Genomic DNA, 25,668 nt, shown 5'->3' on the forward strand with positions numbered 1-25,668 from the left:
TGTCGAGGCATGAGCTGTACTGAAAGATCGGAAACAGGTGTGGCGGGCTGCTCGGACTCTTGATGCTGCAATGCCGACGGCGCCGTCGCCGTCGGCGCGCCGGGGATAGGAATCTCCGAGAAGAGATCAAGCGCTAAGGTTTCAAGGCCTGAGGACGTGAGAACCGTGTCTGGTTGGGAGAAGAACTGCACGACACCAATCCAGACATTTCCTGAGAATCTAACCTCTTCAGTTCTGCCTAACTCCTGCCTCAGTGCGAACTACCGACAATCGTTAGTATCCACACTATTTTACCTGATGTATGAACGCCGATTCGTCGGGAGGGCGCGGGGTCAAATCGGACGAGACCCTATTCGCCCTGATCGAAGAGATACGGAAAGCAGATGGGATCAAAGTTACCGAACTGGCCAACAACGTTAATCTAGCGAAGAGTTCGGTCCACAACCACCTGTCGACGATGCGATCGCACGGATTCGTCGTAAAGCGAGACGGTCAGTATCATCTCGGACTCGAGTTTTTCAGTTACGGTCAGTACACTCGGACCGAGCGAGACGTCTACTCGGCGGCCTTGCCAGTGCTTGACGAGATGGCGGCAGAGACGGGCGAAACGACGTGGCTGATGACTCACGAGAAGGGTCGACTGATGTACCTGGATGGACGGGATCCAAACAACGAAATCAACGTCAACGCGCTCATCGGATCGTGGGAACACATGCACGCCAACTCCGGTGGGAAAGTGATACTCGCTCATCTTCCAGAGGCGGAAGTAGACGAAATCATCGGGCGTCACGGTCTTCCGAAAATGACTGATAAGACGATTACTGAGCGGGAAACCCTCGACGAGGAACTCGAACGTGTCAGAGAGCAGGGGTACGCCTTGAATCTAGGTGAAGGCCTCCGCGAGATGCACGCAGTGGCGGTCCCGCTTATCTCCCAGGGGACTGTCAAAGGCGCATTATCGGTAGCTGGCCCGACGTATCGAGTAAGTCGAGAACGGTGCGAGGAGGAACTGTTCGAGCGACTACGGGCTGCCGCGGACGACATCGGTCTTAGCCTCGTATACTAACAGCCACGTCTTAGATATACTCTAAGTTATGAATTTACTATATTCTAATGATAATTTCGGAACGGAATATTAAAAAATATAACACTATACAATATCCGTTTTACCTTCTGTGTTCCTATTATATCGGATTCTATAATGCTTTCACGCTATTATTAATTGGAAAGTTTAATATTTGAGTGGAATCGCAAGAGAGCATCGGCAGGGAATTCCAAAAGCGCCTAAAATCTCAGGATTTGGCGTATATTTACGAATAGATTCAGTCGTCACTCACAGTCGAGTCGTCTCCTGTAATATCACTTATTATATTGCCCTCAGATGGGATTATATCTATTTCGCCCTGTTCGTTCATCTCCTCCAGTTCTCTCGAGTACGTGTCAGACTCGAGGATCTTGAGTTCACGATCGAGTCCGCGATAGATGCTGTAACACATGAACAGGAGTACGATGGCGAAGGGGATGCCCGTCGCGATTGACGCCGCCTGCAACGCCGTCAAGCCGCCACCGATCAACAGCACTGCTGCGACCGCCCCTTCAGTGAGCGCCCAGAATGTCCGCTGAGTTCTCGGGACGTCGTGTTTCCCGCCCGAGGCGAGATGATCAACGACGAGCGACCCCGAGTCAGAGGACGTGACGAAGATGCTGATGACGAGCACCGTCGCGGCAATTGAGGTCACGAGCCCGAGCGGATACTCCGAGAGCATCGCGTATATCACGGCCGCTTGCCCTTGCTCGTTGAGAACAGTCAGAATCTCTCCACCGTTGAACTGAGCAAACAGCGCTGCACCGCCGAACGTCGAGAACCACAGAATGCCGAAGAGCGTGGGTATGATCAGTACGCCCGCGACGAACTCTCGGATCGTTCGGCCTTTCGAGATGCGCGCGATGAACATGCCAACGAACGGCGACCACGCGATCCACCACGCCCAGTAGAAGAACGTCCACCATCCCAGCCATTCGGAAGCACTCTCTCCAGCGAACGTGCCGGTAAAGAAACTCATCTCTACCAGCGAGGCGAGGTACATGCCCAGAGCCGAGCTGAAGCCGTCCAGTAAATAAAGCGTCGGTCCCGTGATCAGCAGGAAGACGAGCAGCGCGATCATCAGGTAGGCGTTGGCCGTGCTCAGGCGCTTGACGCCCTTTTCAAGCCCTGCGATCACCGATCCGGTTGCAATGAGAGTGACAATGGTGATCAGGGCCACTTGCGTCCACGTTGTCGTCGGAACTGAGGCCCCGATAGTTTGATCTGCGACGATCGCGATGCCGGTGTTCGCCTGCTGGACGCCGAGACCGAGCGACGTGGCCAACCCGAACACCGTGGCGAACACCGAAAGGATGTCGATCACGTGGCCCGGCCAGCCGTAGATTCGATCACCCAGGACCGGCCAGAAGATCGACCGGAACGTGAGCGGCAGACCTCGGTTGTACGAGAAAAAGGCCAACCCGAGGCCGACGAGCGCGTAAATTCCCCAAGGTGCGAGCCCCCAGTGGAAGAAGGTCTGCACTAGGGCAGCCTTGCCTGCAGCGGGCGTACCGGCCTCAACACCGCTGAAAAACGGTGGAACAGTTTGGAGGCCATACATCGGTTCGGAGACGCTGAACACGATGATACCGATTCCCATGCCGGCACTGAACAGCATCGCCATCCACGAGAAATCGCTGAACTCTTTCTCGGCGTTGACGCCCCCGATTCGGATCTTGCCGTACTTGCTGAGTGCGAAGTATATCACAGCGATAATGGCTGCGTTCACAGACAGCATCAGAAGCCAGCTAAACGTACTCGATCCGAAAGACTGGACAGCACCGAACGCGGCGGCTGCCGTCATCGGTTCGCCGCTCGCGGTTCGTAACCCGATTGCCGCGGCGAGTGGTTGGAACAACAACGTTACCACGATAAACAGGGTGATGACAGCGATCGAGACAGGAAACACTACCGGATGGATGTCGAAATGTCCGCCCAATAGCTCGAGGTTCCTGTCCCCCGGTCCGTACTTGGAATCAGCATGGAACAGTTTCTCTTGGAGCGTCTCCGATTCTTCGCCTGTCGTTTCGCTGGTGTCGGTTTCAGTCATGAGAGCCTTCCCGTTCTAAGAGTCCGGGTTCGTATCGTTCGTTCATCGGTTCTGACGTTAGAGTAGGTGGTCTGGTAGTCTTTGTACTTCTACGATGCCTGCGCCAGGCAGCCAACTGGTCAGCCCATTCATGTTCTATCGTGGTTGTCTACAATACCGCCTGCAGGAAAGCGTCCACGGAAACCGCGTTTGTGCGAATACGCGTCCGGGTGTCGTTCCCCCGGACAGCTCGTTGGTTGGTGCCTGACAACATACTCCTTGGTTCTGGGTAGCTTACGCCCCATCATATACGGGGATGTCTTATTTGCCCCACCACATAAAGATTGGTATATAGGATTATTTTTCATTGGGGTTCCGCTACGATCCTTGATTCAGTCACATATTGTGGTGATCATCCATGAGTGTGAACGGCGAGTGAGTGCTATTGTCTTCCTGGATCAGTGGTAACCGGCCGGCTTCGCAGTAGCTTGTTCTTCGACCTAGACTACCCGCTCCACACCGTCCCGAAAATGGCGCGGTCAGACAGTGCCATCGCACTGCCGGCTACCCACTCATTTGGCGTGTCGATTTTGAGTGTGCGACGACAGTACTCAGCGTGGATCCCCGTTGGGGCTGTTCAATCGGCCGGCCGAGTCAACGGTGCGGTAACGCCGTCCAGCACGTCTATTTCAAGCCGATCCGTTTGTCCCATCGTCGACTTCCAGCTCTCGTTGGTGGCGTTGGACGAGACAGCTCGGGCCCTCCGGAACGAGTTCGGTCGAATATCGTATCAGAACGCGGTCAGTTCCTACCGTTCCAGACCAGGACCCGCTCCAGACTTAGAGCCCATCGAGTCCGGCGCGAGGATACCGTTGCTGAACTCGAACAAGTCCTCCCAGACCCATTTCTCGATGTCGACGCCCTGCTCGACTAACGTTCGCCCCCGTTCGCCCACTTCGGACGGTCGATACACGGTCGTAATCACATCCCCCTGTTCGTCTACGAACTGATTCGCAACGTGCCGGATAGCTTCGGAGTTCCCCGGATGGTTCGGATCGAAGCAAACCGTGAAGAATCCGTACTCCTCATTGTCGGCGTCTCCTGTATTCAGTTCCGTCGCACCGTCCAGCAGTCGTCTCAGCGTGGCCGCGTCCGTGGCGGATTTGTCGCCCCCCTCACTCTGATTGAAGAACGCCTGCACTAGCGGACTGTGTCGTTGTCGATGGAGGCCGCTTTTGATGATACCCCAGAGCTTCGCATAGCTAGTTGACTGCCCCTCCACGTCTACCTCCGCGACGATCGGACGTGATCGACCGGGTACTCCTATGAAACTCCCCGATTCATCGGGAGACTGGATCAGGACGACGGACACCATCCCGCGGTTTGCCGCATGGTACGCCGTGTGTCCGATCGCCGGGAGGCTCCTGTCGGGTGTGGGAATGGACGAGTACGTGATCCCGATGCCCTCTTGTTCAGCCTGCGAACAGCTGAAGTCTACCGCCGCCGTGCTCGAGACGATACTGGGCTCCCCACCGCAGTCGACGATCGAGAAGACCGACGTTCGATCCTCGAGCGACATCCTCGCCGGATCCAGCGTCGGGGACTCCTCGACGATTCTGTGGAGCGTGGTGAGCCCACAGTCCCTGTACAGCTCCGCCCACCAGATGGACTCGGCATTCGCCTTCGAGCCGCCCCTAGATAGGCCCGCGGATGCAAGACATCGATCCGCCAACTGGAACACCTCCCGGGAGCTCAACTTCATCGTGTCACCTCCGATTTCCTCGCCAGTTGCGGCCTCGGCGGATACAGCCAGTACGAACTATCCCCCTCTCGGATATCCTCGGGCAATGGCGCGCCCTGGAAGAAAGTCCCTTTCACCCATCCCTTGTTCGCCGGGTGAGCCTTCTGGATCCCCCAGAACGACTTGACCATCGCGACCAGATGGAGAGGGATAAAATCTGCGTCTAGCGGGTTTCCTCGGACCTCCGCGTATGGAAGCCCGTGGACGGATTGGATTCGTTCGACGATCTTCCGATGCTCGGGGTGTTCGAACAACACGTCGGCGACCGTGTCCGAGCCATCAAACAACTGAAGGTCGTCGTGTAGCCGCTGTACTTGGAGCGCGATATCGACCGGGAGGGCGTACCCTTCCGCGTCGCTCTCCCCTTTCTTACCCAGTCTCGGCTCCTCCCCGTTGACAGACCGGTACCAAAAGTTCTCGTTCGCTCCCGGTGCGGACATGTCGATGTCGAGTGCCCACCGGTAATCAGAGGTGATGATCGAGCACAACCGTGAGACGGTCATTCCGGGCTGAACGTCGCTCTTCTCAGAGGTGATGAGCGCGGACTCCAGCCCCTCGTACACCTCCGGATGGGTGTCCAACAGCAGAGAGTACAGGATTTCCCGGATCTCTGGCTCGAAGGCGTTCTCGGCCCAACTGGTGACGTCCTCCCACGTGGAGATGTCGTGCGATCGCTCCACTCGTTTCCTGATCCGTTGCAGGCCGTCCGAAATCCGGGATTTTGAGAGGAAGAACTCCTTCGAGTCGCTCTCGTCCTCCGAGAACCACACCTCCGCTCGCCGGAGGAGGTCAATCAGCTGCTCGACGTCGTCTCTCGTCGGTTCGGCTGTCTTGACTCGCGCTACGGCGACCTCCCTCGTGCGGAGCCAGGTATGAATCAGCTTGGGGTGGTTCAACGCGAAGAGTGTGATGCCCATTCCAGAGGAGTTCCCCGTACCGAGGTACTTCCGGATACTGTAATCCAACGTGGCCGCGTCGTCGGTGCGCTCCTTCGCTATGGTGTCTGCCAAATCGTATCCGAAGATGCGCCACATGTAGGCGGCGAACATCTGCGCCAGATACGGCTCGTTGAGCGGATGATCCTCTCCAAGGGCCTCGAACACCTTTGTGCCGTTTAGCCCGTTCCCGTAGTAACCGGACGATCTGATCAGGTATCCGCCTTTCGCTAGGAAGTCGACATCGGGTTGGCGACCCTCGACCAGCGATTCGACGATGTGATCGAAGAACCGAGAGCTACGGTTTCCCCGCGTCCAGATGAGTACGTCATCAGGGGTGGCACGTCCTTTTCGGACGCTCGGCAACTCATCGAACTGCCAGTCGATGAACTCCTGATCGGGGGATCCCTCGCAGAGAAACCCCCACATGTCCCAGGTGTCTGCAGTGATCCGGTCTGTCTTCTCCTCCTCACTTATTTTCTGGGAGAAAATAGGGAAAGTGAACTCGTGAGACGGTGTCGTGATGCTGTATCGGGCCCTTCCGTTGCCCTCCTTGTCTAGGGTGATTTTGCGGAGATCGATCTCCCACTGCTCGTCGACCATCCGTCTCGTCAGAATACGTGCAAAACTCAGGGGCGTCTGCTGGAGAGCGCCCAAACGTTCGGGTTGCATCAACTCCGATGGATTCCGCAACGAGTCCATCTGGTACGGCGATTTGTCTCGAACCATCAGGGATGGGTTTGCTACCGAGTGCCAAATAACTTTTGTTCAAACTATCCCTTCTGGGTTGCCGGCGATCACACATCGTGGAGCGTCGGGGGCGCTGACCGCGACGATGTCCGACAAGCGGGCCAAGACAGAAGCCGCCCCTGTTTGCTCTCACCTCACGCGGCTGCTTACTTACACATAGGTTGTTCGCTGATACCGAACCAGAGTGGAATATCGGGGAACGACAGTTACGATGTTTGCTGACCCCGAATTCCGTTCACTAGGACCAAGCAGTCTCGCGTGTGTAGTGTTATCGTCCTGCTGGAATACAAGATGCTGTTCTGATTGGATCCAACCATCACGTGAAGTCACCAACCATTGTAACACAGGTACATCTGTTATACGAGTGCCTATTGGTATAACGTTAATACAGTTGTGAACCACCACTGGAACTAGATTCGCTGACAGCGAACAAGTGGCAATAGGAGACTATTATTCGTGAGGGCGGGATACACAATCATCGGCAAATCGATACGGACGCTGACCGCTATCCGCGTACCGCTGTAATTCAGATTCGGTCGGACTCGACGTTAGCTCTCAGCGAATTCGGAAACCACTCTGAGTCCTGTGATAACGGGAACGACGTCCTCTCCACAACGACCAGCTACGAAGTGAGGAGAGGTTACGCGCACTGGTGGTATCAGGGACTAACCGAAGGGCCGTCTGAGGGGACCACGAGTGACTGGCTCGGGTCGGGACCAGCGGAACGACCGTCAAAAAGTCTCGCTCGAACGGTGTCTGTGCTGTGGAACGTTCCAGGCGTACGCTCGTTCGACCGTTCTCGGACGCAGTTCGAATCAGTTATCCTGCCTTACGTATCCATATTGAAAGGGTCGGACACCTCACCGTCGAGATCCATCCAGACGTTCTTCGTCTGGAGGTACTCCTCCAATCCTTCCTCACCCTGTTCTCGTCCGAGACCACTGGCCTTGTACCCGCCAAGCGGAGCGCGATACGACATCACGCGATACTCGTTAATCAGTACTGTGCCGGCTTCAATACCGTCGGCTAACTTGTGTGCACGTCGCATGTCTTCCGTCCAGACGCCGGCGGCAAGGCCGTACTCGGTGTCGTTAGCCAGCCGGATAGCCTCCTCCTCGTCGGAGAACTCAATGACGGACGCGACAGGCCCGAAGATCTCCTCTTGGGCGACCTGCATCCCGCTGTCAGCCTCCGTGAGGATCGTCGGCTGGATGAAGAGGTCGCTGGAGAGGTCGTCCGGCTGTTCACCACCGAATGCTATCTCGGCCCCCTCAGCAGTGCCGATGTCGATGTACTTCTCGATTTTCTCCAACTGCTCCGGGAACGCGACGGGCCCCATCTCCGTCTCTCGGTCGAGTGGATTCCCGAGTTCGATATCGTTCGCGCGGGCGACGAACCGGTCGACGAACTCTTCGCGGATCTCCTCGGCCACAAGGACGCGCGATCCTGCCACGCACGTCTGCCCGGTCGCAGCGAATATCCCCTTGATAACGCCGTTGACTGCGTTGTCTAGATTGGCGTCCGGGAAGACGATGTTCGGGCTCTTCCCACCGAGTTCGAGCGAGACGGGAATGAGATTCTCTCCGGCAGCCTTCCCGATCTGTCGGCCGACCGCCGTGCTTCCCGTGAAGGTGAGTTTGTTGACGCCCTCGTGGTCGGTCAACGCCCGACCCGCGTCCTTAGCACCCGGGACAACGTTGTACACGCCCGCGGGAAGATCCGTCTCATCATAGATGAGTTCGGCGAACCGGAGAGCGCTGACGGGTGTGTGCTCGCTGGGTTTGTGAACGAACGTGTTCCCCGCCGCAAGCGCCGGCGCGAGCTTCAGCGTCAGTAACAGCAGCGGCGAGTTCCAAGGCGTGATCGCCCCTACTACTCCATAGGGTTCCTTCCGAGTGTAGTTGAACATCTCACCGCCTTTGTTCTCGACCGGGATTACCTTCCCTTCAAGCGTATCACAGCGGCTCCCGTAGTACCGGTACCACTCGCCCAGGCTCTCGATCTGCCCCTCCATCTCGCGGATCAGCTTCCCGTTCTGGAGCGTCTCCAGTCGCCCCAACTCCTCGTAGTGGTCGTCAAGGACGTCGGCTATCTGGTAGAGAATATCCCGCCGCTCGCTCGGGAGTGTGTCCTTCCATCCGTTCTCGTACGCTTGACGCGCCACCCCGACGGCGTCGTCTATCTCCGCTTCCCCGGATCGAGGAACGGTAGCCCACTGTTCGCCCGTGTAGGGGAATGTCACCGCAATCCGATCGTCGGTGTCGGCTTCTCGGTAGTCGCCGTCGACCAGTACGCCGTAATGCGTTTCGCTATTCGGCACTGCTTGGCTTTCAGCCATACGGCTAATGTCCTCCTCGACACGTTTAATGATACCGGTGAACCCAACCAGGGTATACCCACCTGGTCGTGTCCGCACGCGTCGGGGACGTCCCGGACAGTCAAGGCGACGAGTCGGACAGCGGGCGAATCATTCGTGTACGAACCTCCAGCCGTTCTCCACGTCCGGAGCGAGAGACCCCCCGTCGCGCCGCCATCTATTCCGCCGCGGGCACTCAGCCGATAGAACTTTTATGACTCGTTCACAACCCGAAAAAGGAAATGAACCGATCACTCAACGGTATTCTTTCGCCAGTCCTGACGCCGATCGAAGACGGTTCCGTGGCGACCGAACACGTCTCCGACTCGGTGGAGTTCACGCAGGCGTGTGGATGTCACGGACTCATCGCCGCAGGCACCGGCGTCCAGGAGACAGTATCGCTGACGGTCGATGAGCGGATGGAACTCATTTCGGCGACGATCGAAGCGGCCGACGACCGGCCAATCCTTGCCGGCGTTTCCCACCCGTCTCAGCACGTCGCCGCCGAGCTCTCATCCCATGCGGAGACTGCCGACGCGGATGGCATCCTCGCGATGCCCCCGTGGGGGCTCGCTCCGGACGACGACGCCGTAGTGTCGTACTACGCGTCTATCGCCGAGTCAGCGGATCTCCCGGTGTTGCTCTACAACAACCCGACGGTGACCGTGGACCTTGCCCCCGAGACGATGCGGCGCATCGCACGCATCGAGAACGTGGCGTACGTGAAAGAAACGTCTCGGGACTGGGAGAAACTCGCGTGGCTCATCGAACACGTCGACGACGCCGGACTGGCGTCCGTGTTCGGTACGATGGACGTTCTCCTGCCGGTGATGGAAGCCGGCGGTCACGGCGCGGTCGTTCCGGCACCCGCGAGCACCCCAGCTATGCGCGTGTACGACGCGTTCCAGAACGGAGACCGAGAGGCCGCGGTCAAAGCCCAGCGTGGGTTCGTCGACTTCCCACCATCCGAAGTGAACACCGGTCTGATGCCCGCAGTCAAGGCCGCTGCGGACCTCTCCGGGGTCCCGCTGGGGCCGCCTCGGCCGCCTTACCGCCCCGTCTCGGAGGAGGGACGGACGGCGATACGGCAGTGGCTCGCGCGGGAAGACATTCCGTCACTGGACTAGGCGCATCGTCGGCAGGCGGAACGGAACGTCTGCTGTCACCCTTTCAGAGCGGACGTCGTCCGGTCATACTCGCAGCGACCCGTGGCTCGTTACGGCGTCTGGAACGTCCACGTACCAGCGCACCACTGCCGCTCTCGTACGTCCCCTCACGGCAGACTTCCGCGGGAGACGGCGTCGTTCCCGGAGACTCGGGACCCCAGGTACGTCCATTGCGACACTGCCTGCACCAGTAGTTTAACATACGTGGTGGAGCGTCTATCAGTCATGGACTCGGATGCCGGCAGTATCGTTACTGTAGACGGTCGAATCGACCCCGACACGCTCGGCGTGACGATGACCCACGAACACCTGTTCTCCGACCTGTCGGTCACGGCGGAGGGGATCAGTCTGGAATCGCCGGTAGACAGAAGACGGTCGAAGGCACCGCTCTCGCTCGATAACCGGTGGTTTGTCCAACAGGGTGGTGGGTTCCACATGGCTCCCGATCAACTGTTCCTCGACTCGCTGGGCGATGCCATCGAGGAAATATCGAAGTACTATCGACGCGGCGGCGATACGATCGTTGACGTCACGCCGAAGCATTTCGGACGCGATCCGGACGCGGTACGGGCCGTGATGCGCGAAACCGGTGTGAACGTCGTCCACGGCACCGCGTATTACACGGAGGCCAGCCATCCACCGGATATGGCGGAGAGGAGCATCGACGAAATACGGGCGGAATTCGTCGACGACGTTCGGAACGGGATCGGCTCGTCAGACGCTAGAGCGGGGATCATCGGCGAACTCGGCGTGTCCGGGGAGATCCACGAGGACGAGGAGAAGGTGTTGCGTGCCGGCGCGAGAGCAGCCCTCGAGACGGGCGCATCAGTCACAGTGCATCCGAACGGGAAGAGTCACCGACGCGACGGGACGTATCCCTCGTCGAGGTGGGGGCTGGAGATCCTAGACGTTTTCGAGGAGGAAGGGTTACCGGCCGAACGCGTCGTGATCGATCACATGGATCGGGCCTTCTTCGAGGGCACCGGGTTGGAGTACCAGAAGGAACTCGCCGAGCGTGGCGCGTTCATTGAGTACGATGAATGGGGAATGGAGGAGCACTTCACTGTCGACTGGATTGACCGGGACTACGCCCGTCCATCGAACCTCCACCGAGCTGAGTGGGTAACGGAACTCGTGAACGACGGCTATGCGTCAAACATCCTCTTTTCCCACGATCGGCATCGAAAAGCCCAGTTGGCCAAGTACGGCGGACGGGGGTACTTCCACATCCTCAACGACGTCGTTCCGCTGCTGCTGATCGACGAACCCGGTCGCGAGTTCGGGATCACCGAGGCCGACATCCAGCAGATACTGGTCGAGAATCCCAAGCGGATGCTGACCTTTGCGGAACCGGAGTCCTGACGCGAGCGTAGTAAGTTGTGTCAGCCGAAGTGATGGCCCCGGTCGTTCTGTCTCCCCTGGGAGTGTCTGAGCTCCCACGTTCCGTGAGCGCACCGTGATCCGACCGGAGTGAGCGGAAATATGACGTGTATGCTTCGCCTAGTACCCCGGATACTCCCCGTTGGAGGCAGCGCTCACTCCACCCAGACGGTCTTCCTGTTGACGAACTCTTTGATCCCGGCCGCCGACAATTCGCGGCCGTAGCCGGAGTCTTTCACACCACCGAAAGGCACGCGTGGATCAGACTTCACGAGTTGGTTGACATAGACGCACCCGGCGTCGATACTCGCGGCGACCCGTTCGCCGCGGTCCCGGTCTTCGGTCCAGATCGAGGCCCCGAGGCCGAACCGGCTATCGTTGGCTTTCTCGATAGCGGCCCGCTCACTTTCGACTCTAAACACCGATGCGACGGGGCCGAACAGCTCTTCGCCATCGGCCGGGCACCCGGTGGGAACGTCGGTCAGGACCGTCGGCGGGTAGAACGCTCCGTCGCGGTCCAGCGGTGCGCCGCCCGTGAGTACAGTCGCGCCCGCGTCCACGCTCGCCTCGACCTGTCCGTGGAGTTCGTCCATCAGGCTCCGGCTGGCCTGTGGGCCCACGTCGGTGTCTTCGTCCATCGGGTCACCAACAGTGAGTGACTCCACCTCGGAAACGAACTGATCTACGAACTCTTCGTAGATTGCGTCGAGGACGATGAATCGCTTCGCCGCAATGCAGGACTGGCCACCGTTCATATTCCGAGCCCATGCACCAGTTTCGGCCGCGGCCGCCAGATCAGCATCGTCGAGCACGATGAAGGGGTCGCTTCCGCCGAGTTCGAGGACCGTCTTCTTCAGGTGCTCACCGGCGGTGGACGCGACCGACCGGCCCGCCGGACCGCTGCCAGTGATCGTCGCGGCCCTGATCCGATCGTCCCCCAGCACGTCGTCCACGAGGTCCGACGAGATGAGGAGGGACTGGAAAACGTCCGCTGGATAGCCGGCTTCGCGAAAGACATCCTCAATCGCCAACGCACATCCCGGAACGTTCGAGGCGTGTTTGAGCAATCCCACGTTGCCGGCGGTGAGGGTCGGCGCGACGAACCGGAACACCTGCCAGAAAGGATAGTTCCACGGCATGACCGCCAGAACCGGACCGAGCGGATCGTAGCGGGTCTTCACCGTCGACCCGGGCGGACTCGGGTGACTCTCCTTACCGAGATAGACGCTCGAGAACTCGGCATAGTGATCACAGACCCACGCGCACTTCTCGATTTCTCCGACCGCCTGCGCGATCGGTTTCCCCATCTCGCACGTCATCAGTTCCCCGAGTTCCTGCTTTCGGTCCCGGAGCACGTCGGCCGCGTTGGCGAGGAGTTCCTGGCGGTCTCGCAGCGGGGTTTCTCGCCACTCCTCGAACACGGTAGTGGCCTGCGAGATAGCAGTCTCGACGTCATCAACAGTATCCGCCTCATACGTCTCTATCCGCTCATCTGTCGCTGGATTAACCGCTTCCATGTGCCTCGATTTTCTGCCCGGGGTGTTTAGAATTTACATAGCGACCAATATTGCTTCAACTCCGGCGAAGTCTCTGCCCCATTCAACTTGGCCATTTCGTGAATTGGAGGGTAGCTAGCTTGAATTTCGAGAGTTGGACGTGCTCATGTTCCGAGTGTATTTTTCGGTACCTTTGCACGCGTTTGGAAACAGCGAAAATTGCCCCAGGTGAGTTGTTAGTAGCGGACTTTGCCCGCTAGCAAGCACTTCACCCTACAGGTCGCACAGTCCCTCAGCGGAGGTATGAGCGGACACCTCGACAGCGTGCAGGTGGACGACTCGAAGTCGAAGCTCACCTTACCGCTCCTTCCGTGTCACGTTGTCGAGTGTCTCGCGCTCCCGGACGACTCGTGTCTGCTCGCCTTCGATAGCAACTTCGGCCGGTCGGGGCTGGGAGTGGAACTGGTTAGCGAGTTCATAGCCGTACGCACCAGCGTTACCGATGGCAAGTATTTCGTTACGTTTCGTTCTGGCGATCGGTCGGTCAGTGCAGAACACGTCGGCGCTTGTACAGCAGGGCCCGCCGATGGATATCGGTTCGGGGTCGCGGTCGGGGGTACTAATGTTCCGAATGGGGTGGTACGTGTCGAACATCGCAGGCCGGATGAGCGTGGTTAGCGAGGCGTCGACTCCAACGATGGTCGCCGCGGGCGTCTCTTTGATGGTGTTGACCTCGGTGAGGATGCACTCGGCATCGGCGACGACGTACCGTCCCGGTTCGAGTTTAATCTGGGCGCTCAGGTCGCCCACTGCCGCCCGGACCTTCTTGCCAACAATCTCCATATCGAGTGGTTCGACCTCCTCACGGTACGGGACACCGAAGCCACCGCCGAAGTCGACGAACTCCAGTCCGTCGGTCTGGTCGATCACGGTCTGGCCCATCTTGGCGACCTTCGCGATCGCACGGCAGTGCTCGTCCAGATCGTCGTGGAGGACGCCACTGCCGACGTTGGCATGAAGGCCAACGAGATCGAACCGCTTAGCCACATCGGCGGCGACATCGGGGACTTCGTCGTAGGGAATTCCAAACTTGGCATCTTTTCCGGTCGCGACCTTCTCGTGGTGACCGGTCCCGATGCCGGGATTGATGCGTATCGCCACACGCCCGTCGTATCCTCGCGCTTCGAGGCGGTCGAAGGTGTCGCGTGCGCCGGCGGTGATCGTCAGTCCGGGGTGGTCGCCTGCTAGATCGACTGCGTAATCGAGGTCCCGATCCGGCGGGTTGACGGCGGTATACTGGAGTGTTCCCGGATCTGCACCGGCATCGATCGCCCGCTGGAGTTCTCCCCGGGCGGCGCACTCGATGTCCGCACCAGCTTCGAGGAGTTTCGAGAGGACCGCGCGGCCAGTGTGGGCCTTCGCAGCGTACATAGCGTGAGCGTCTGGAAACGCCGAGGTGAACCTTGTGTAGTTCTCGATGACACGGTTCAGATCGATTACGTACAGCGGCGTCCCATACTCAGCGGTTAGTCGTTCAAGGTGTCCGTGGTCCCAGTCCGCGAGGCGACGGACTGACGTCGATTCGGGACTCATTGCCACATACATGGCAACGCTGGCTAACAAGATTTCCTTTCTCCACACGCCGACAGGCTATAGTGCCGGTACACTCACAGTTCCGCCGACGGGAGTGACTTGCTGACCAAGAGGACGAGAAGTACTGTCCTTAAAAGCCAAGATATGGAGAGGAACGAGTCGGTGAAGAATCGCGCTCGGATAATGTTCATCACGACCGGTTGCGTGACGGTGAACATAGAATCATCAGGTCGGCAGTGACCTCTGACCTCGCTAGCAGGGTGGATGCTGAATATACCTCTATCTACATCTTAGCCTGACGCTCCCTCCTACAGAGGTGCGGATGGGCAGCGATATTGGATGCAAAGATTTACTAGGCGGCGTCGAACAGTACGCATCATGTCTGATGTGGATCGAAACTCGCTAATCGATGCGTACTTCGACGCAATGGACTCCGAAGACCTTGAAATACTCCGTCCAGCGCTTGCAGAGGATTTCGTCTACGAGTCACTCGCGGGCGATCTGTCGGGATTCGAGGGATTAGAAACTTACCTAGAGGAACTGCGTGGGCTCTCAAATACGACACACGAAATCACGCTTCGTCTCCATGGTGAGAGGGCGTCTGTCGCAGAGGGGATCGTGACTGGTGAAAGCGATGACGGCCCGGTAGAGACAGAATTCTGTAACGTGTTCGAGTTCGATCCCGATGAGGGGATCACTCGGATCAGCGTTTACGCCAGCGACACATAGGGATGGAGTCGGTCGGCAATGGACAGGGATTCATCAAGCGCTGGTCGGTTTCCAGTTCTTCTCAGGTCAGTATCACAGAATTATTTGGCTATAGGTCTGAATGCAGTAACAGATGGAGATACTTGACGTGGTCGACGTTCGGAGTCGTCTCGCAGACAGGGAACTATACTATGGCTGGGTCATCGTCGGAACTTGCTTCCTCGGGACGTTCGCTGTCTACGGGCTGATTACCTCTTTTGGCGTCTTTCTGGATCATATCGTCAAGGCGTTCAACATCTCTTTAGCCCGCGCGTCCGTTGTCTTCTCGGTCCAGTCAGTTGTGGTGTACGCCGGTGGATCGATCCTCGGTTTTTTCGTCGACCGCTATAGCATCAGGCGAATGTATGCGCTTGGCGCGGTTCTCCTCGGAATCGGCCTCTACGGATCCAGCCAGTCGACATCGCTCGCTCCACTGGTCTTTTGGTACGGTGTGGTCGGAGGTATGGGTGGCGCGCTTATCATCGTCATCACATACGTAACCCCACCACAATGGTTCGTCGAGCAACGCGGACTGGCGACCGGTATCGCCGCAGCCGGAACTGGCGTCGGCACGCTCGCCGTGCCACCGCTTGCTGAAGTGCTCATCGGCCGCCTCGGCTGGCGCGAGGCCTATCTGACACTAGCCACGCTCGTCCTAGGATGTCTATTACTTGCCGCACTCTTCGTCGCGAAGACCCCCGAGACCCTGGACCAGAAACGGAGTGGTAATGCTGTAGAGACGAGGCAAATTGCGCTCCGGGAACAGTTCTCGGACGCGGCGATGACTATCAAGTCCTGGGCATTTCTCCTCTTTCTGCTCGCGATTTCGGCGGCGTACGCGCCGTCGTTCGCATTGGTCGCCCACATCGTTGAGTTTGCGACCTCAAGGGGGTTCGAACGCGGCGTGGGCGTATTGGCGCTCAGTGCCATCGGCGTCGGCGACATCTTGGGCAAGTTCTCTGTCGGACACCTTTCTGACCGGGTGAATATGACTAGGGTAAAGGTCATTGCTGGCTGTGGGGTCGGTGTCGGATTCGTCTCAGCGGGTTTCACCATTGCACCTAACTCTATCATCGTGCTCGGACTAGCGACAGTGTTTGGCGTCTGCCGCGGTGGCATCGGCGCGTTGATGACCCCGGTCCTCGTGGATATATTTGGCAATGACAACCTGAATACACTATTCGGGGTGGCATCCATCGGACTCGCTTTATCAGGCGGTTTAATTCCGTATCTTGTTGGGTTGGGATACGACCGAACAGGTACGTTCGTGGTCGGCCTCGTAGGAGTCAGCCTCTTTGGTCCAGTTACTGCAGGTGCCTTTGCCGGCGCGGCAAAACTGGTCGACCCCGTGTCGGGTGACCGGTAGAATTAGGTGAAGTGGGATGCCCTCAGCCGGCAGCCTTTGTCACTTTAATTTGGAGGAATACCTGTTCAACCAACCTCCCACGTAGGTTTCGAATTATATTGTGAGAAATCTTTGACCGTTGAGCTCCACATTATATTATCATACAGCCAGCCAGACATCGAGGAAATTTTGAGCAATCATGAAAAGTGTGCTTTGCGATAGATCTAACGAGATTCGGTGTTTTCAGTTAGAAAGTTCTAATTTACAAGACAATATTGGACGATATTATATATGTATTGCCATCCACCTAGGTTTAAATATATAATATTGGTATTATTGAATGAATACTTTCTATCATCTCTATCTGGGTCCAAATTTTTCTAAATCGCTCTAATTATTGTTGTTTCAAATTCAAGCACTACTAGTTACATGATTTTTGTCTTCAGCACCATTCCACTATTATTATATAGGAATTCATAGAGGTATCCTCTATTTTACCATACAAGGCTCTCGATATTCGCCGAGACCGTGGACGACGGGTAATAGGTTAGCCGGGTGCCGAACTTTACCCCCGACCCCAGTGGTCGGCGAACTCGCCCTCGCAACCAATTTAGATGACTCTGTTGGCTCACCCGCGACTGGGGACCCGAACGCGACTACGAACCCGATTGGGATCGGGGCAGACGACGCCACAACAGGTCGGTGACATGTGAAATCCGGACTCGTGGTCATGGTGAGACGGCGGCGAATCGTCACAAAAGAATTCCGCAGCAACGGGACAGTGTTGTGCTATCGACAGTAAGTAACGAGGCGCAGCCGTTTCTTGATGGTGTCCGTACCTCTACGATTCCTCGTCACTCGGCGGCCGACTCGACAGCCGGTCAAACCGATCCTGGGCAGCCTTCTGTCGCGCCTCAGTCGTGTCGGGATCATACTCCCGGTCGACCACCTCTCCGTCCTCGATCGTCACCGCAAGGATGGCGTCGGCGTGCCGTCTATCCTCGGAGAGGGCCGATGCGTCCAACACGGCGTCTCCAACCTCCTCGCCATCGTGCTCGAAGAAGACGGTCGCGAGACCGTCCTCAACAGCGTCGACGACGGCGGTATATTGGCCATCAGCGAGTGTGTCAAGCCCAGTCATTCGTACGTCTCCCGTCGCACGACATCCCCGTCACTGTTTCGCACGGTGACCGTATCGCCGCCGTTGTTCCACACCGGCGACCCAGCATCCCAGTACAAGTCTGTGTCCGTATCCGCGCCACTGCCCGTATGTAGCGTCACCGACGCGCCGGCATCAAGCGTGTACCCCTCGGGGACGGTATAGGTCTTACCCGCCTCGTCGGACACCGTCCAGCCACCCAGCTCGAGCGGCCCGTCGCCCGTGTTCCGGAAGACGATGTACTCGTCGTCGAGGTTTGCACGCTCGTCACCACTGGCGTCGGCGTGGATCGTCTCGATAGCCAGGGTCCCCGTCCCAGTCGTGCCACCGTCCGTAACCGTGGGCTGAGGCGTGGCGGTCGATCCAGAGTCGGTGCAGTACGTGGTCCGTTCGACGACGTCGCCGCTCGTCCCCGGCGCGATAGGCTCGCCATCGCGAAGGGCAGGCGGGTCAGTCAGCGCCGCCTGCTGTGTCCGTACTGACACGGCCTGCCCGTCGCTGACCAACACAATGTCGCCGTGGGTGGCAGTCCAGTACGTCGGGAGCGAACGCTCGGTCTAACGCTGTAACAACTCCTCCGTCGGATGGCCGTACTGGGAGTCGTAGGCACTCGAGATGATCACCGTTTTCGGATCGACAGCATCGAGCAACGCCTCACTCGTCGAACTCGAGGAGCCGTGATGACCGGCTTTCAGTACCGTCGCCTGCAACTGGTCACCGTACCGCTCGACGAGATAGGCTTCCTGATCGTCCTCGGCGTCGCCGGTCAACAGGAAACTCGTCTCGCCGTGGGTGAGTTTGAGGACGATGCTGTTCTCGTTACGGGCGTCGTTTTCGAGATATGGCTCGGGCGGGCCCATAACTTGGACGTTGACGCCCTCGAGGGGACCGAGTCCCCGGCACGGGTTTCGTACAGCGTGACACCATGCTCTTCGACGGCATCGAGGTACTCGCTGTAGGTCTGCGTACTCGCGGCAATCCCGGGGTCGTAGACGGCACCGATGCCGTCGGCTTCGGTCTCGTAATAGTCGATGATCGCCGCGTTGCCGCCGATGTGGTCAGCGTCGTTGTGCGAGACCACCATGTAGTCGATGCGGTCGACGTTGTGTTGTTGGAGATACTGCAGCACGTACTTGCCGTCGTCGTGATAGTGGCCGGTATCGATCAGCATCGTTTCGCCGGTCGGCCCAACGACGAGCGTGCTCACTGACTGGCCGACGTTGATGAAGTGGACTGCGACCGTGCCGTTGGCTGTGGTCGCCGTCGTCGTCGGTGTCGAGTCTGGTGTGGTCGTCGCCGTGTCGACTGCCGGCGTCGCCCCCGAACACCCAGCCAGGAGCACGACACCGATCAGACAGACCACTCGCACAGACGAGGACCGAGTGTGCATAGTGCCGGCCTACGAATGTGACAGGGATAGGTGTGTGCCCTACCAACGGAGACCTACGTCCGTCCGCTTTGCGTTCTCCCACAATACTCGCTGGTTGGCTGCTGGAGACATGTCTTGCATCGACAGCGAGTACTGACACGATTGTGTTTCAGTTGCTGAGTTGCTCACAATATTTGAGTCGAGTTAGCACATTGGTCCCTCACGGGCTGAAACGCCCGTGCCTCTGACACTCGCGTCGGCGACCACCGAACCATGGCCGGTCGTCGACGTATCACTGGGGTATCCTCAGTGCATTTCCACGGACTCTCGGTAATGGCAATAGAACTATAAGACATCCCTCTAACCATCTCCTGCAGGCTGTCAGAGGCACTACAGAGTTACCAGATCAGGTTCCGAGATTGAACCTGCGCTGAACTCGCGGCTCCAGGTTCGATACCTGGGCCAGAACCTTCATAAACGGTACACGGATAGCGTCCGCTGCGGACATCGCTGAAGCCATCACTCCCAGCGTGTCCGTTCTCTCTCATCTCCCACCCCATGACCAGTTCCGCCAGGTGCAGTACCTTAGCGGCTGTTGCCACACAGTACAAGAGTCCTGCGTGTACTCTCGCACGTTACTGCAGCGACCAGCGCCATAGAGACGACGTCGTGACAGTCACTCGTAGTAGCTGAGTCGTTCAATGACAGAGCCAAAGCCACATTCTGGGTGACCGACTCGATCTCGACGACGACGCGTTCACCGATTTCAGTGCCGGGGACGATGACGACATACCCACGCTCTATCTTCCTGCGAGGAAAGAATCCCGCCGTTTACGGCGGGAGTGAATCCGACACCCTCTCCACAATCTACCGTCGATGGCAGGCTGGATATTCAACACGAATCCACAATATTAAGTAAATTTATCTACATAGGCTATGTATGGCGATTGAGGTCACACGCACCTACATTGGCTCCATCCAGAACCACCAACAGGTCTGTGATGGCCTCAACTCGCTCGGAGATTCCGCTTCCAAAATCTGGAACGTCGCACGCTGGACGGCCGACCGCATCTGGGATACTACCGGTGAAATCCCAGATGAGGGTGTACTGAAAGCGTATATGAAGAACCAAGAGTGCTGGAAAGACTTGAATGCACAATCCAGTCAGAAAGTCATCGAAGAACTTTCTGACGCTTTCCAGTCGTGGTTCGACCTACGACAGAAAGAGAACAAGGCAAATCCTCCCGGCTACCGCAAACACGGCGACACCCGCCCGAAAAGTACAGTCACGTTCAAAGCAGACGGGTTCAAACACGATCCCGACCACGACCGCGTCCGACTCTCGAAGGGCTCAAACCTCAAAGAAAACTGGTCGGACTTCATCCTCTGTGAATACCAGACCCGCCCCGACGTTGACCTCTCAGAAGTCAGCTCGGTGCAGAACGTTCGTGCGGTCTGGAACGATGATGAGTGGGAACTGCACTTCGTCTGCAAAGTCGAACTCGAAACCAACGACTCAGCAGGCGACGAAGTGGCAGGAATCGACCTCGGCATCAAGAACCTCGTCACGGTCGCGTTCCCCGACGAATACGTCTTGTATCCCGGCAACTCATTGAAACAGGACAAGCACTACTTCACGCGAACCGAGTACGTCACGGAAGGCGAGAACGGCCCCTCGGAGAAGTCAACGTGGGCACGCAGGAAACTTGCAAACCGTGAAACCCACTTCCACCACGTTCTTACGGACACCATCATCTCAGAGTGTGTCGAACGTGGTGTTGGCACGCTCGCGGTGAGTTGGCCTGAGAATGTGCGAGAGTCTGACTGGGGGAAGACAGGCAACAAGAAGTTGCACTCGTGGGCGTTCGACCGCATCTACCAGTACCTCGAATACAAGGGCGAGATACGTGGCGTCGAGGTGCTGAAAGAAAACGAGTGGAATACCTCGAAGACGTGTTCACGGTGCGGGGACGACACGAAGGCTAACCGGAAGCACCGTGGGTTGTACGTTTGCTCGTCGTGCGGGTTAGTGGGGAATGCGGATTGCAACGGGGCGGAGAATATGCGCCAGAAGATAACTCCGAGTCCTCATGGTGAGGATAGGAGTAACGGCTGTGTGGCACAGCCATCGACATACTTGTTCGACCGCGAGAGCGGGATGTTTCGCACGAGAGAACATGTCGTGTCGTAGACCGGCAAATATCCCACCTGCAGTACGGGAAGCCCCGGCGTTCACGCCGGGGAGGATGTCACTGCCACGGATATCGGCCATAGCGCTCGCGATAAGCCGTGAGCTGAGCGTCCAACTCTTGTGCCAGAAGTGCAGCTATCTCAGGATGGGTCACTTCTCCGGCCGAAACCGAAGAGCACTCGGCAAGTGCCGGTCGGTCACGCAAGTCTGGCCGAGCGTCGGCCGACGCCGGTTCGTGGCGAGGGTGGCCACAGTCCTGACACACCCATATCGTCCGGCCAGTGTACGGGTGCGTCGCGACCCCATCCGCACCAACGTAGGTATGCGCGGTACTTGCCTGACACGCTCGGCAGGCGAACTGGTGTTCGATAGTCGCACCCTCGAAGCGCTCGATGAGTGCGTCGACGTCCGGCGGTGCGTCGTAGCGCTGGACGAGTCCTGGCACAACCCAGTACGCCGTCTCAGCGGAATTACCGAAGAGCGAGTCGAACTCACTCTCGTCCAGGATCGGCGTCCCGTCCTCACGATAGATGACGGGGCTGGCGTCGTCAACCCCCCAGTCGGTCCGCATGCCAGCGGCCGCAAGCACCTCGCGCCCGCTCTCATCGGTGAGAGGTGCTGCCGCCGGCAACGATGGCCATCCTTCGGTAAGGTGACGATCGGGGTCGGTTTCGAAGTCCGCGATGGGCTTGACCACACCGTGGGACGTGTCTGGCCCGGCAACGAGATCGTCAGCAATGGAGAGTGCCGCTGCCCCGAGTGCCCTCGCGTGGTACGTCGAGTTGGCGTCGACGACGGCAACAACGACGCGACCGAACGTCCACTCATCGTCTGACTGTTCTTCGGCTGGGGAGGCGGTGACACCTGCAGTCGCACAGAAGGGACACTGCTGCTCCTCGGCAGGGATCGTCCGAGAGCAGGACTCACACCGGTTTGAACTCCCTGTCGACCGCGTTGGATAATCACCACGTCGACCGTCGCCGTTGTCCCGACTGGTCTTGGGATCAGAACTTGCTGCGCCTCGGAGGTCTGCGGGATCGAATTCAGGATTCCGATCTGTCACACACCTGCGTCTGGTCGTCTTCATGTATAAACCACCGGCCTCCTGTGGGATCAGAAAACAATTCGATAGCGGGGTATGGAACGACAGTCAGTCGTCAGCTGTGTGCGTCGCGATATCGCTGAGAACGCCGGCTCGCTCGGCTATCTCGGTATGCCTGGCGAGCCAGTCTCGCGCTTCCGTCTGCGCGTCGGTAATGTCTTCAGCGTCCCAGTGACCGTCTGCAATCCACTCCTCACCGTCGGTGATGACCGTCCCACAGGCTTCGGCGACGACCTCGAGCGCACGTTGTCGGGCGACCCAGTCGAGCTGGCCCCACGCTTCATCGAGTTTCGCTGCGAACGCTTCGCCGCCACGAACATCGAGTGCTTCGTCAGCTGCCGCAGCCGCATCGCAGAGTCGTGCCAAGTCCGTGTCTTCGTCGACGGTTTCCCACACCGTATTGTGGACCGCAGCGGCGTCGAACTCGCAGGCGAACGATTCAGCGAACTCGGACTGGCGCTGTTGTGACGTGCGAGAGCGGTGTCGTGACATCAGCACACCTCCAGCGAATTTTCAGCAAGCGAGTCGGCGTCGAACGTCTGCAGATGCGAGCGCAGACGGGCATAGGGCCCATCGCCACTATTGGTGACGCAGTACCGATTCGGCCGGGCCACCTGTGGATCGCCGCCGGTGTCGACCCACGCTTCGAGCGTGAACTCTTTCGCGTCCATGCTCCCGTCGCTGGTCTGGAACACCGCTGCAACGACTGGTGTCCCGTGGTTCTTCGCGTGGTAGGCGACGTCGACATCATCGTGGTCGGCGGCAAACCGTGTCCAGCCCTCGAACTCCGCCGGTGGGTTCTGTTCGAACGCCTCGATGGCACGCCGTTCTTTCTCCGCTTCGGCGGCGTCGCGCCAGGCCTGCTCGATACCGGTCAGCTGGGCGTGTTCGATCTCTCGCAACACGTCCTCGTCGATGCAGTCGCTGGCCCACGCCAGTACGGTTCTGGCCTTATCCAACTGCTCGTCGGGGTCACCCTGCAGCCGGCCGAAATTGCGCTCTTGAGGCGACATGGTGTACACCATCCGCCGCCAGTAGCCAGGATCGTCTGGTCGGTCTTCGTCACGACCAGGAGCCCACTCGGCCATCGACCGCCGGAGTTCCTCGTGGTGTCCGAAGCCGGTACGGCGGCCCCCAACAGAGAGGACCCGTTCGGCGAGATCGATAGTACGTTCGCCCTCGTCTGCTGGCACGTCGTCCGGTCGGTCGATATCGACGTAGAACGGCAGCCCGTGTTCGGCCGCGATGGTTCGTTCGATGTCTGGTTCGAACGGAATTTCGTCGACGAAGGTCGGTTCGACTGTCTCGTCTGTCTCGGCGTGCATCGATGGAATGCCTCCACCGCTCGAGGCAGCACAAAATCGACAGCGACGGATTGAGACAACCATACTGGACGAGTTCCTAGTAGTCACGGACAAGGAACCGCCTCAAGATCAAGTGGTTCGAGACGCGGAGCGTCTCATCATCACGAGAGACCCTCATTCTCTCGAACGATCTCGAGACACTCATCCAGCTCCACCTGTAGGTTGACTAGCTTGTGATGGAGAATGGAGGCTTTGCTTGGATCGGGCGCGCGACAGGCTACCGGTTCCGATCGATCCAGTCCTGAAACTTACTGAAGTCGTTGGCTCCGGTCTGGTCGGCGATACTTCGGAGCGCCCCAGTATCGACTTCATCGTGCAGCGGGACTGGAACCGTTCGAGCGTCAGTGTCGTGATCGTCGGGAGGCACCCACCGAAGGAGAGCGTGGTCGCCGTTCGTCCGGTCCCACTCGTAGATGCCACTGTTGACCATGACCTTCACGATATCCCTGCCAGAAAACGAGCCTCGTGACAGCCGGCCAACTCAGAGGTCGAATGGATCAGAGTCAGTTGGCTCGCCTGAGGTATTTGACTCGGGATCGATGCCGAGCGCCTCAAGTTCGTCGTCGGTCGGGGCGTCGCCAGTGCCGTCAACACCTGCAACCGCCTCATCAAGATTAGCAAGTGCCTCCTCACGAGACGAACCCTGTGAGGTGACGCCCGTCGAAGCGTCTTCAGCGATCCAGATATCCGAGTCTTCCCCACGCCGAAGTGTGATTTCAACCGGCGTATGGCCGTCACCGTTCTTTTCGGTGTCGGTACTCATGCTTAGGGAAGCGGACGTTTCACAAATAAGTCTTCGCGAGAAACTGCGAGAATGGTCCTCCCTCAGAATCAGTCATTGGTCCGAGCATGGGTGTGGATTCGCTGGAGGACTGTTCGTCACTCTCTATCGTCTCGGGGATCAGCAGCGTGATCTTGCCACTCCTCGTACTCCATCGGCCCGTCCCTCCTGGGGCGCACAAACCTACCCGTACTCAGGGGTCGCTGTCGAAGGCTCCAAGCGATGCCTGCTCACTACCAGTCAGGGTCGACAGGCCAGACTGAGCGGCTTCCTCGCTATCCGTAGACGCCTCGCCCATGTCGGCAGGAGCACGATCACCAGACTCGCCCTCGAAGGCCTCGGTCAACGAGTCGCGAAGCGCCGTTACCCCATCTTCATCGAGTTCGCGAACTGCGCCGCCCATCGGCGACCGGGACGTCTGCCACACTCGCTGATACTCGACAGTCAGAGAATCGCCCTGAATAATGTACGCGTCGAGATTCAGGAAACAGCAGTTCAACGCGGCCATCTTCGCACACAACGAGTCTTTGTCCTGTCCGACGAACAGTGCCTCAGGATGTATGCGGCCAGCCGTGAGGAGCAACCGACCGCTGCCACACGCTGGGTCGGTAACGGTCGGCCGCTGGTCGTCGGCCGCCTCGTCGACGACGCCAGCGAGGTCGACCAGCAGCTCACACACGGGGTGTGGAGTGAAATGCTGCCCAAACGCATCGCTGGACAGACCGTACTCCTCGTAGACGGCACCGAGGACGTCGGCGTCGGTGGCACCCATCTGCTCCTGGAGCTGCCCAAAGGCCCTCGCGAACAGATCCACCGAACGCTGTCCCTCGGGGTAGTCCATGTCCGCCGAATCACGGTAGTCGTCGACGATGTCCAGGTACAGGTCGTCGCGTCGCTGTAACGCGTACAGCATGAGGGTAACCCAATCTCGAAACACGGTATAGGCACTGTGGCCACGCTGTCGAATTCGGGCAAGCGTCGTGACGATGTCGTCACAGTCAATCTGTGGTGATGCCATAG

At 58.5% G+C, this 25,668-nt stretch carries 20 protein-coding genes and 1 pseudogene; 6 read left to right on the plus strand and 15 right to left on the minus strand.

Annotated features, from left to right (window positions below; genetic code table 11):
* Positions 1-301 precede the first annotated feature (301 nt).
* Positions 302-1,066, plus strand: coding sequence for an IclR family transcriptional regulator (locus Hhyl6_RS21675; protein WP_483741326.1), 765 nt, complete (start codon positions 302-304; stop codon positions 1,064-1,066).
* A gap of 256 nt (positions 1,067-1,322) precedes the next feature.
* Here Hhyl6_RS21675 and Hhyl6_RS21680 read toward each other — a convergent pair whose 3' ends face one another.
* The 4 genes from Hhyl6_RS21680 to Hhyl6_RS21695 all read right to left on the minus strand — a co-directional run bounded on the left by Hhyl6_RS21680 (position 1,323) and on the right by Hhyl6_RS21695 (position 8,937).
* Positions 1,323-3,134 carry a BCCT family transporter gene (locus Hhyl6_RS21680; RefSeq protein WP_483741327.1) on the minus strand — a complete coding sequence of 604 codons (1,812 nt, stop codon included), beginning with the start codon at positions 3,132-3,134 and terminating at the stop codon, positions 1,323-1,325.
* A gap of 787 nt (positions 3,135-3,921) precedes the next feature.
* The gene (locus Hhyl6_RS21685) at positions 3,922-4,875 is read right to left on the minus strand and encodes a hypothetical protein (RefSeq protein WP_483741328.1); all 954 of its coding nucleotides are present in this window, start codon (positions 4,873-4,875) and stop codon (positions 3,922-3,924) included.
* Entirely contained in the window at positions 4,872-6,452 is a 1,581-nt protein-coding gene (locus tag Hhyl6_RS21690) for a hypothetical protein (protein WP_483741329.1), read from the minus strand. Before Hhyl6_RS21690 ends, Hhyl6_RS21685 begins: the two co-directional genes overlap by 4 nt.
* 976 nt (positions 6,453-7,428) lie before the next feature.
* Positions 7,429-8,937, minus strand: a complete 1,509-nt coding sequence (locus Hhyl6_RS21695; RefSeq protein WP_483741330.1) for an aldehyde dehydrogenase — start codon at positions 8,935-8,937, stop codon at positions 7,429-7,431.
* Between the two features lie 260 nt (positions 8,938-9,197).
* On the opposite strand from Hhyl6_RS21695, the gene Hhyl6_RS21700 reads away from it, so the two are divergent.
* Together Hhyl6_RS21700 and Hhyl6_RS21705 are read left to right on the plus strand one after the other, a co-directional pair.
* Positions 9,198-10,082, plus strand: a complete 885-nt coding sequence (locus Hhyl6_RS21700) for a dihydrodipicolinate synthase family protein (RefSeq protein ID WP_483741331.1) — start codon at positions 9,198-9,200, stop codon at positions 10,080-10,082.
* Positions 10,083-10,346: 264 nt separating this feature from the next.
* A complete protein-coding gene (locus Hhyl6_RS21705) occupies positions 10,347-11,483 on the plus strand; it encodes a phosphotriesterase family protein (protein WP_483741332.1) in 1,137 nt (378 codons plus the stop codon).
* A gap of 173 nt (positions 11,484-11,656) precedes the next feature.
* Here Hhyl6_RS21705 and Hhyl6_RS21710 read toward each other — a convergent pair whose 3' ends face one another.
* Complete coding sequence (locus Hhyl6_RS21710; protein WP_483741333.1) at positions 11,657-13,018, minus strand: NAD-dependent succinate-semialdehyde dehydrogenase; 1,362 nt, start codon at positions 13,016-13,018, stop codon at positions 11,657-11,659.
* 336 nt (positions 13,019-13,354) lie between these two features.
* Complete coding sequence (gene lysA, locus Hhyl6_RS21715) at positions 13,355-14,590, minus strand: diaminopimelate decarboxylase (RefSeq protein WP_483741334.1); 1,236 nt, start codon at positions 14,588-14,590, stop codon at positions 13,355-13,357.
* 378 nt (positions 14,591-14,968) lie between these two features.
* Between lysA and Hhyl6_RS21720 the strand changes: the two genes are divergently transcribed.
* Together Hhyl6_RS21720 and Hhyl6_RS21725 are read left to right on the plus strand one after the other, a co-directional pair.
* Positions 14,969-15,319, plus strand: coding sequence for a nuclear transport factor 2 family protein (locus Hhyl6_RS21720; protein ID WP_483741335.1), 351 nt, complete (start codon positions 14,969-14,971; stop codon positions 15,317-15,319).
* A gap of 112 nt (positions 15,320-15,431) precedes the next feature.
* A complete protein-coding gene (locus Hhyl6_RS21725) occupies positions 15,432-16,703 on the plus strand; it encodes an MFS transporter (protein WP_483741336.1) in 1,272 nt (423 codons plus the stop codon).
* 820 nt (positions 16,704-17,523) lie between these two features.
* On the opposite strand, the gene Hhyl6_RS21730 is transcribed toward Hhyl6_RS21725, so the two are convergent.
* From Hhyl6_RS21730 to Hhyl6_RS21740, 3 genes and pseudogenes are all read right to left on the minus strand, one after another.
* Entirely contained in the window at positions 17,524-17,823 is a 300-nt protein-coding gene (locus tag Hhyl6_RS21730) for a DUF3006 domain-containing protein (protein WP_483741337.1), read from the minus strand.
* Positions 17,820-19,231: pseudogene (locus tag Hhyl6_RS21735) on the minus strand (lamin tail domain-containing protein). The gene Hhyl6_RS21730 and the pseudogene Hhyl6_RS21735 overlap by 4 nt, the downstream one beginning before the upstream one ends.
* 564 nt (positions 19,232-19,795) lie before the next feature.
* A complete protein-coding gene (locus Hhyl6_RS21740; protein WP_483741464.1) occupies positions 19,796-20,014 on the minus strand; it encodes a TRAM domain-containing protein in 219 nt (72 codons plus the stop codon).
* A 136-nt stretch (positions 20,015-20,150) separates the two neighbouring features.
* Here Hhyl6_RS21740 and Hhyl6_RS21745 point away from each other — a divergent pair, with 136 nt between their 5' ends.
* Complete coding sequence (locus Hhyl6_RS21745) at positions 20,151-21,401, plus strand: RNA-guided endonuclease InsQ/TnpB family protein (protein ID WP_483741338.1); 1,251 nt, start codon at positions 20,151-20,153, stop codon at positions 21,399-21,401.
* 58 nt (positions 21,402-21,459) lie between these two features.
* On the opposite strand, the gene Hhyl6_RS21750 is transcribed toward Hhyl6_RS21745, so the two are convergent.
* The 6 genes from Hhyl6_RS21750 to Hhyl6_RS21775 form a co-directional block, all read right to left on the minus strand.
* Positions 21,460-22,488 (minus strand): hypothetical protein, encoded by a 1,029-nt coding sequence (locus tag Hhyl6_RS21750; RefSeq protein WP_483741339.1) that lies wholly within the window; start codon positions 22,486-22,488, stop codon positions 21,460-21,462.
* A 63-nt stretch (positions 22,489-22,551) separates the two neighbouring features.
* The gene (locus Hhyl6_RS21755; protein WP_483741340.1) at positions 22,552-22,995 is read right to left on the minus strand and encodes a hypothetical protein; all 444 of its coding nucleotides are present in this window, start codon (positions 22,993-22,995) and stop codon (positions 22,552-22,554) included.
* On the minus strand, positions 22,995-23,828 hold the full coding sequence (locus tag Hhyl6_RS21760) for a hypothetical protein (RefSeq protein WP_483741341.1): 834 nt from the start codon (positions 23,826-23,828) through the stop codon (positions 22,995-22,997). Before Hhyl6_RS21760 ends, Hhyl6_RS21755 begins: the two co-directional genes overlap by 1 nt.
* Before the next feature lie 256 nt (positions 23,829-24,084).
* The gene (locus tag Hhyl6_RS21765) at positions 24,085-24,306 is read right to left on the minus strand and encodes a type II toxin-antitoxin system HicA family toxin (protein WP_483741342.1); all 222 of its coding nucleotides are present in this window, start codon (positions 24,304-24,306) and stop codon (positions 24,085-24,087) included.
* Positions 24,307-24,348: 42 nt separating this feature from the next.
* Complete coding sequence (locus tag Hhyl6_RS21770; protein ID WP_483741343.1) at positions 24,349-24,630, minus strand: type II toxin-antitoxin system HicB family antitoxin; 282 nt, start codon at positions 24,628-24,630, stop codon at positions 24,349-24,351.
* A 211-nt stretch (positions 24,631-24,841) separates the two neighbouring features.
* A complete protein-coding gene (locus Hhyl6_RS21775) occupies positions 24,842-25,666 on the minus strand; it encodes an N-6 DNA methylase (RefSeq protein ID WP_483741465.1) in 825 nt (274 codons plus the stop codon).
* Between the last annotated feature and the right edge of the window lie 2 nt (positions 25,667-25,668).

The sequence above is a fragment of the Haloarcula sp. H-hyl6 genome, from assembly GCF_056934455.1.

Excerpts from the sequence above, each read along its gene's own strand:
- Hhyl6_RS21725 (WP_483741336.1), top strand. The coding sequence starts at position 15,432 with ATGGAGATACTTGACGTGGTCGACGTTCGGAGTCGTCTCGCAGACAGG.
- Hhyl6_RS21750 (WP_483741339.1), bottom strand. The coding sequence starts at position 22,488 with ATGAAGACGACCAGACGCAGGTGTGTGACAGATCGGAATCCTGAATTC.
- Hhyl6_RS21755 (WP_483741340.1), bottom strand. The coding sequence starts at position 22,995 with ATGTCACGACACCGCTCTCGCACGTCACAACAGCGCCAGTCCGAGTTC.
- Hhyl6_RS21730 (WP_483741337.1), bottom strand. The coding sequence starts at position 17,823 with ATGACTGGGCTTGACACACTCGCTGATGGCCAATATACCGCCGTCGTC.
- Hhyl6_RS21700 (WP_483741331.1), top strand. The coding sequence starts at position 9,198 with ATGAACCGATCACTCAACGGTATTCTTTCGCCAGTCCTGACGCCGATC.
- lysA (WP_483741334.1), bottom strand. The coding sequence starts at position 14,590 with ATGAGTCCCGAATCGACGTCAGTCCGTCGCCTCGCGGACTGGGACCAC.
- Hhyl6_RS21770 (WP_483741343.1), bottom strand. The coding sequence starts at position 24,630 with ATGAGTACCGACACCGAAAAGAACGGTGACGGCCATACGCCGGTTGAA.
- Hhyl6_RS21720 (WP_483741335.1), top strand. The coding sequence starts at position 14,969 with ATGTCTGATGTGGATCGAAACTCGCTAATCGATGCGTACTTCGACGCA.
- Hhyl6_RS21690 (WP_483741329.1), bottom strand. The coding sequence starts at position 6,452 with ATGGTCGACGAGCAGTGGGAGATCGATCTCCGCAAAATCACCCTAGAC.
- Hhyl6_RS21695 (WP_483741330.1), bottom strand. The coding sequence starts at position 8,937 with ATGGCTGAAAGCCAAGCAGTGCCGAATAGCGAAACGCATTACGGCGTA.
- Hhyl6_RS21710 (WP_483741333.1), bottom strand. The coding sequence starts at position 13,018 with ATGGAAGCGGTTAATCCAGCGACAGATGAGCGGATAGAGACGTATGAG.
- Hhyl6_RS21705 (WP_483741332.1), top strand. The coding sequence starts at position 10,347 with ATGGACTCGGATGCCGGCAGTATCGTTACTGTAGACGGTCGAATCGAC.
- Hhyl6_RS21675 (WP_483741326.1), top strand. The coding sequence starts at position 302 with ATGAACGCCGATTCGTCGGGAGGGCGCGGGGTCAAATCGGACGAGACC.
- Hhyl6_RS21745 (WP_483741338.1), top strand. The coding sequence starts at position 20,151 with ATGGCGATTGAGGTCACACGCACCTACATTGGCTCCATCCAGAACCAC.
- Hhyl6_RS21680 (WP_483741327.1), bottom strand. The coding sequence starts at position 3,134 with ATGACTGAAACCGACACCAGCGAAACGACAGGCGAAGAATCGGAGACG.
- Hhyl6_RS21685 (WP_483741328.1), bottom strand. The coding sequence starts at position 4,875 with ATGAAGTTGAGCTCCCGGGAGGTGTTCCAGTTGGCGGATCGATGTCTT.
- Hhyl6_RS21760 (WP_483741341.1), bottom strand. The coding sequence starts at position 23,828 with ATGCACGCCGAGACAGACGAGACAGTCGAACCGACCTTCGTCGACGAA.
- Hhyl6_RS21775 (WP_483741465.1), bottom strand. The coding sequence starts at position 25,666 with ATGGCATCACCACAGATTGACTGTGACGACATCGTCACGACGCTTGCC.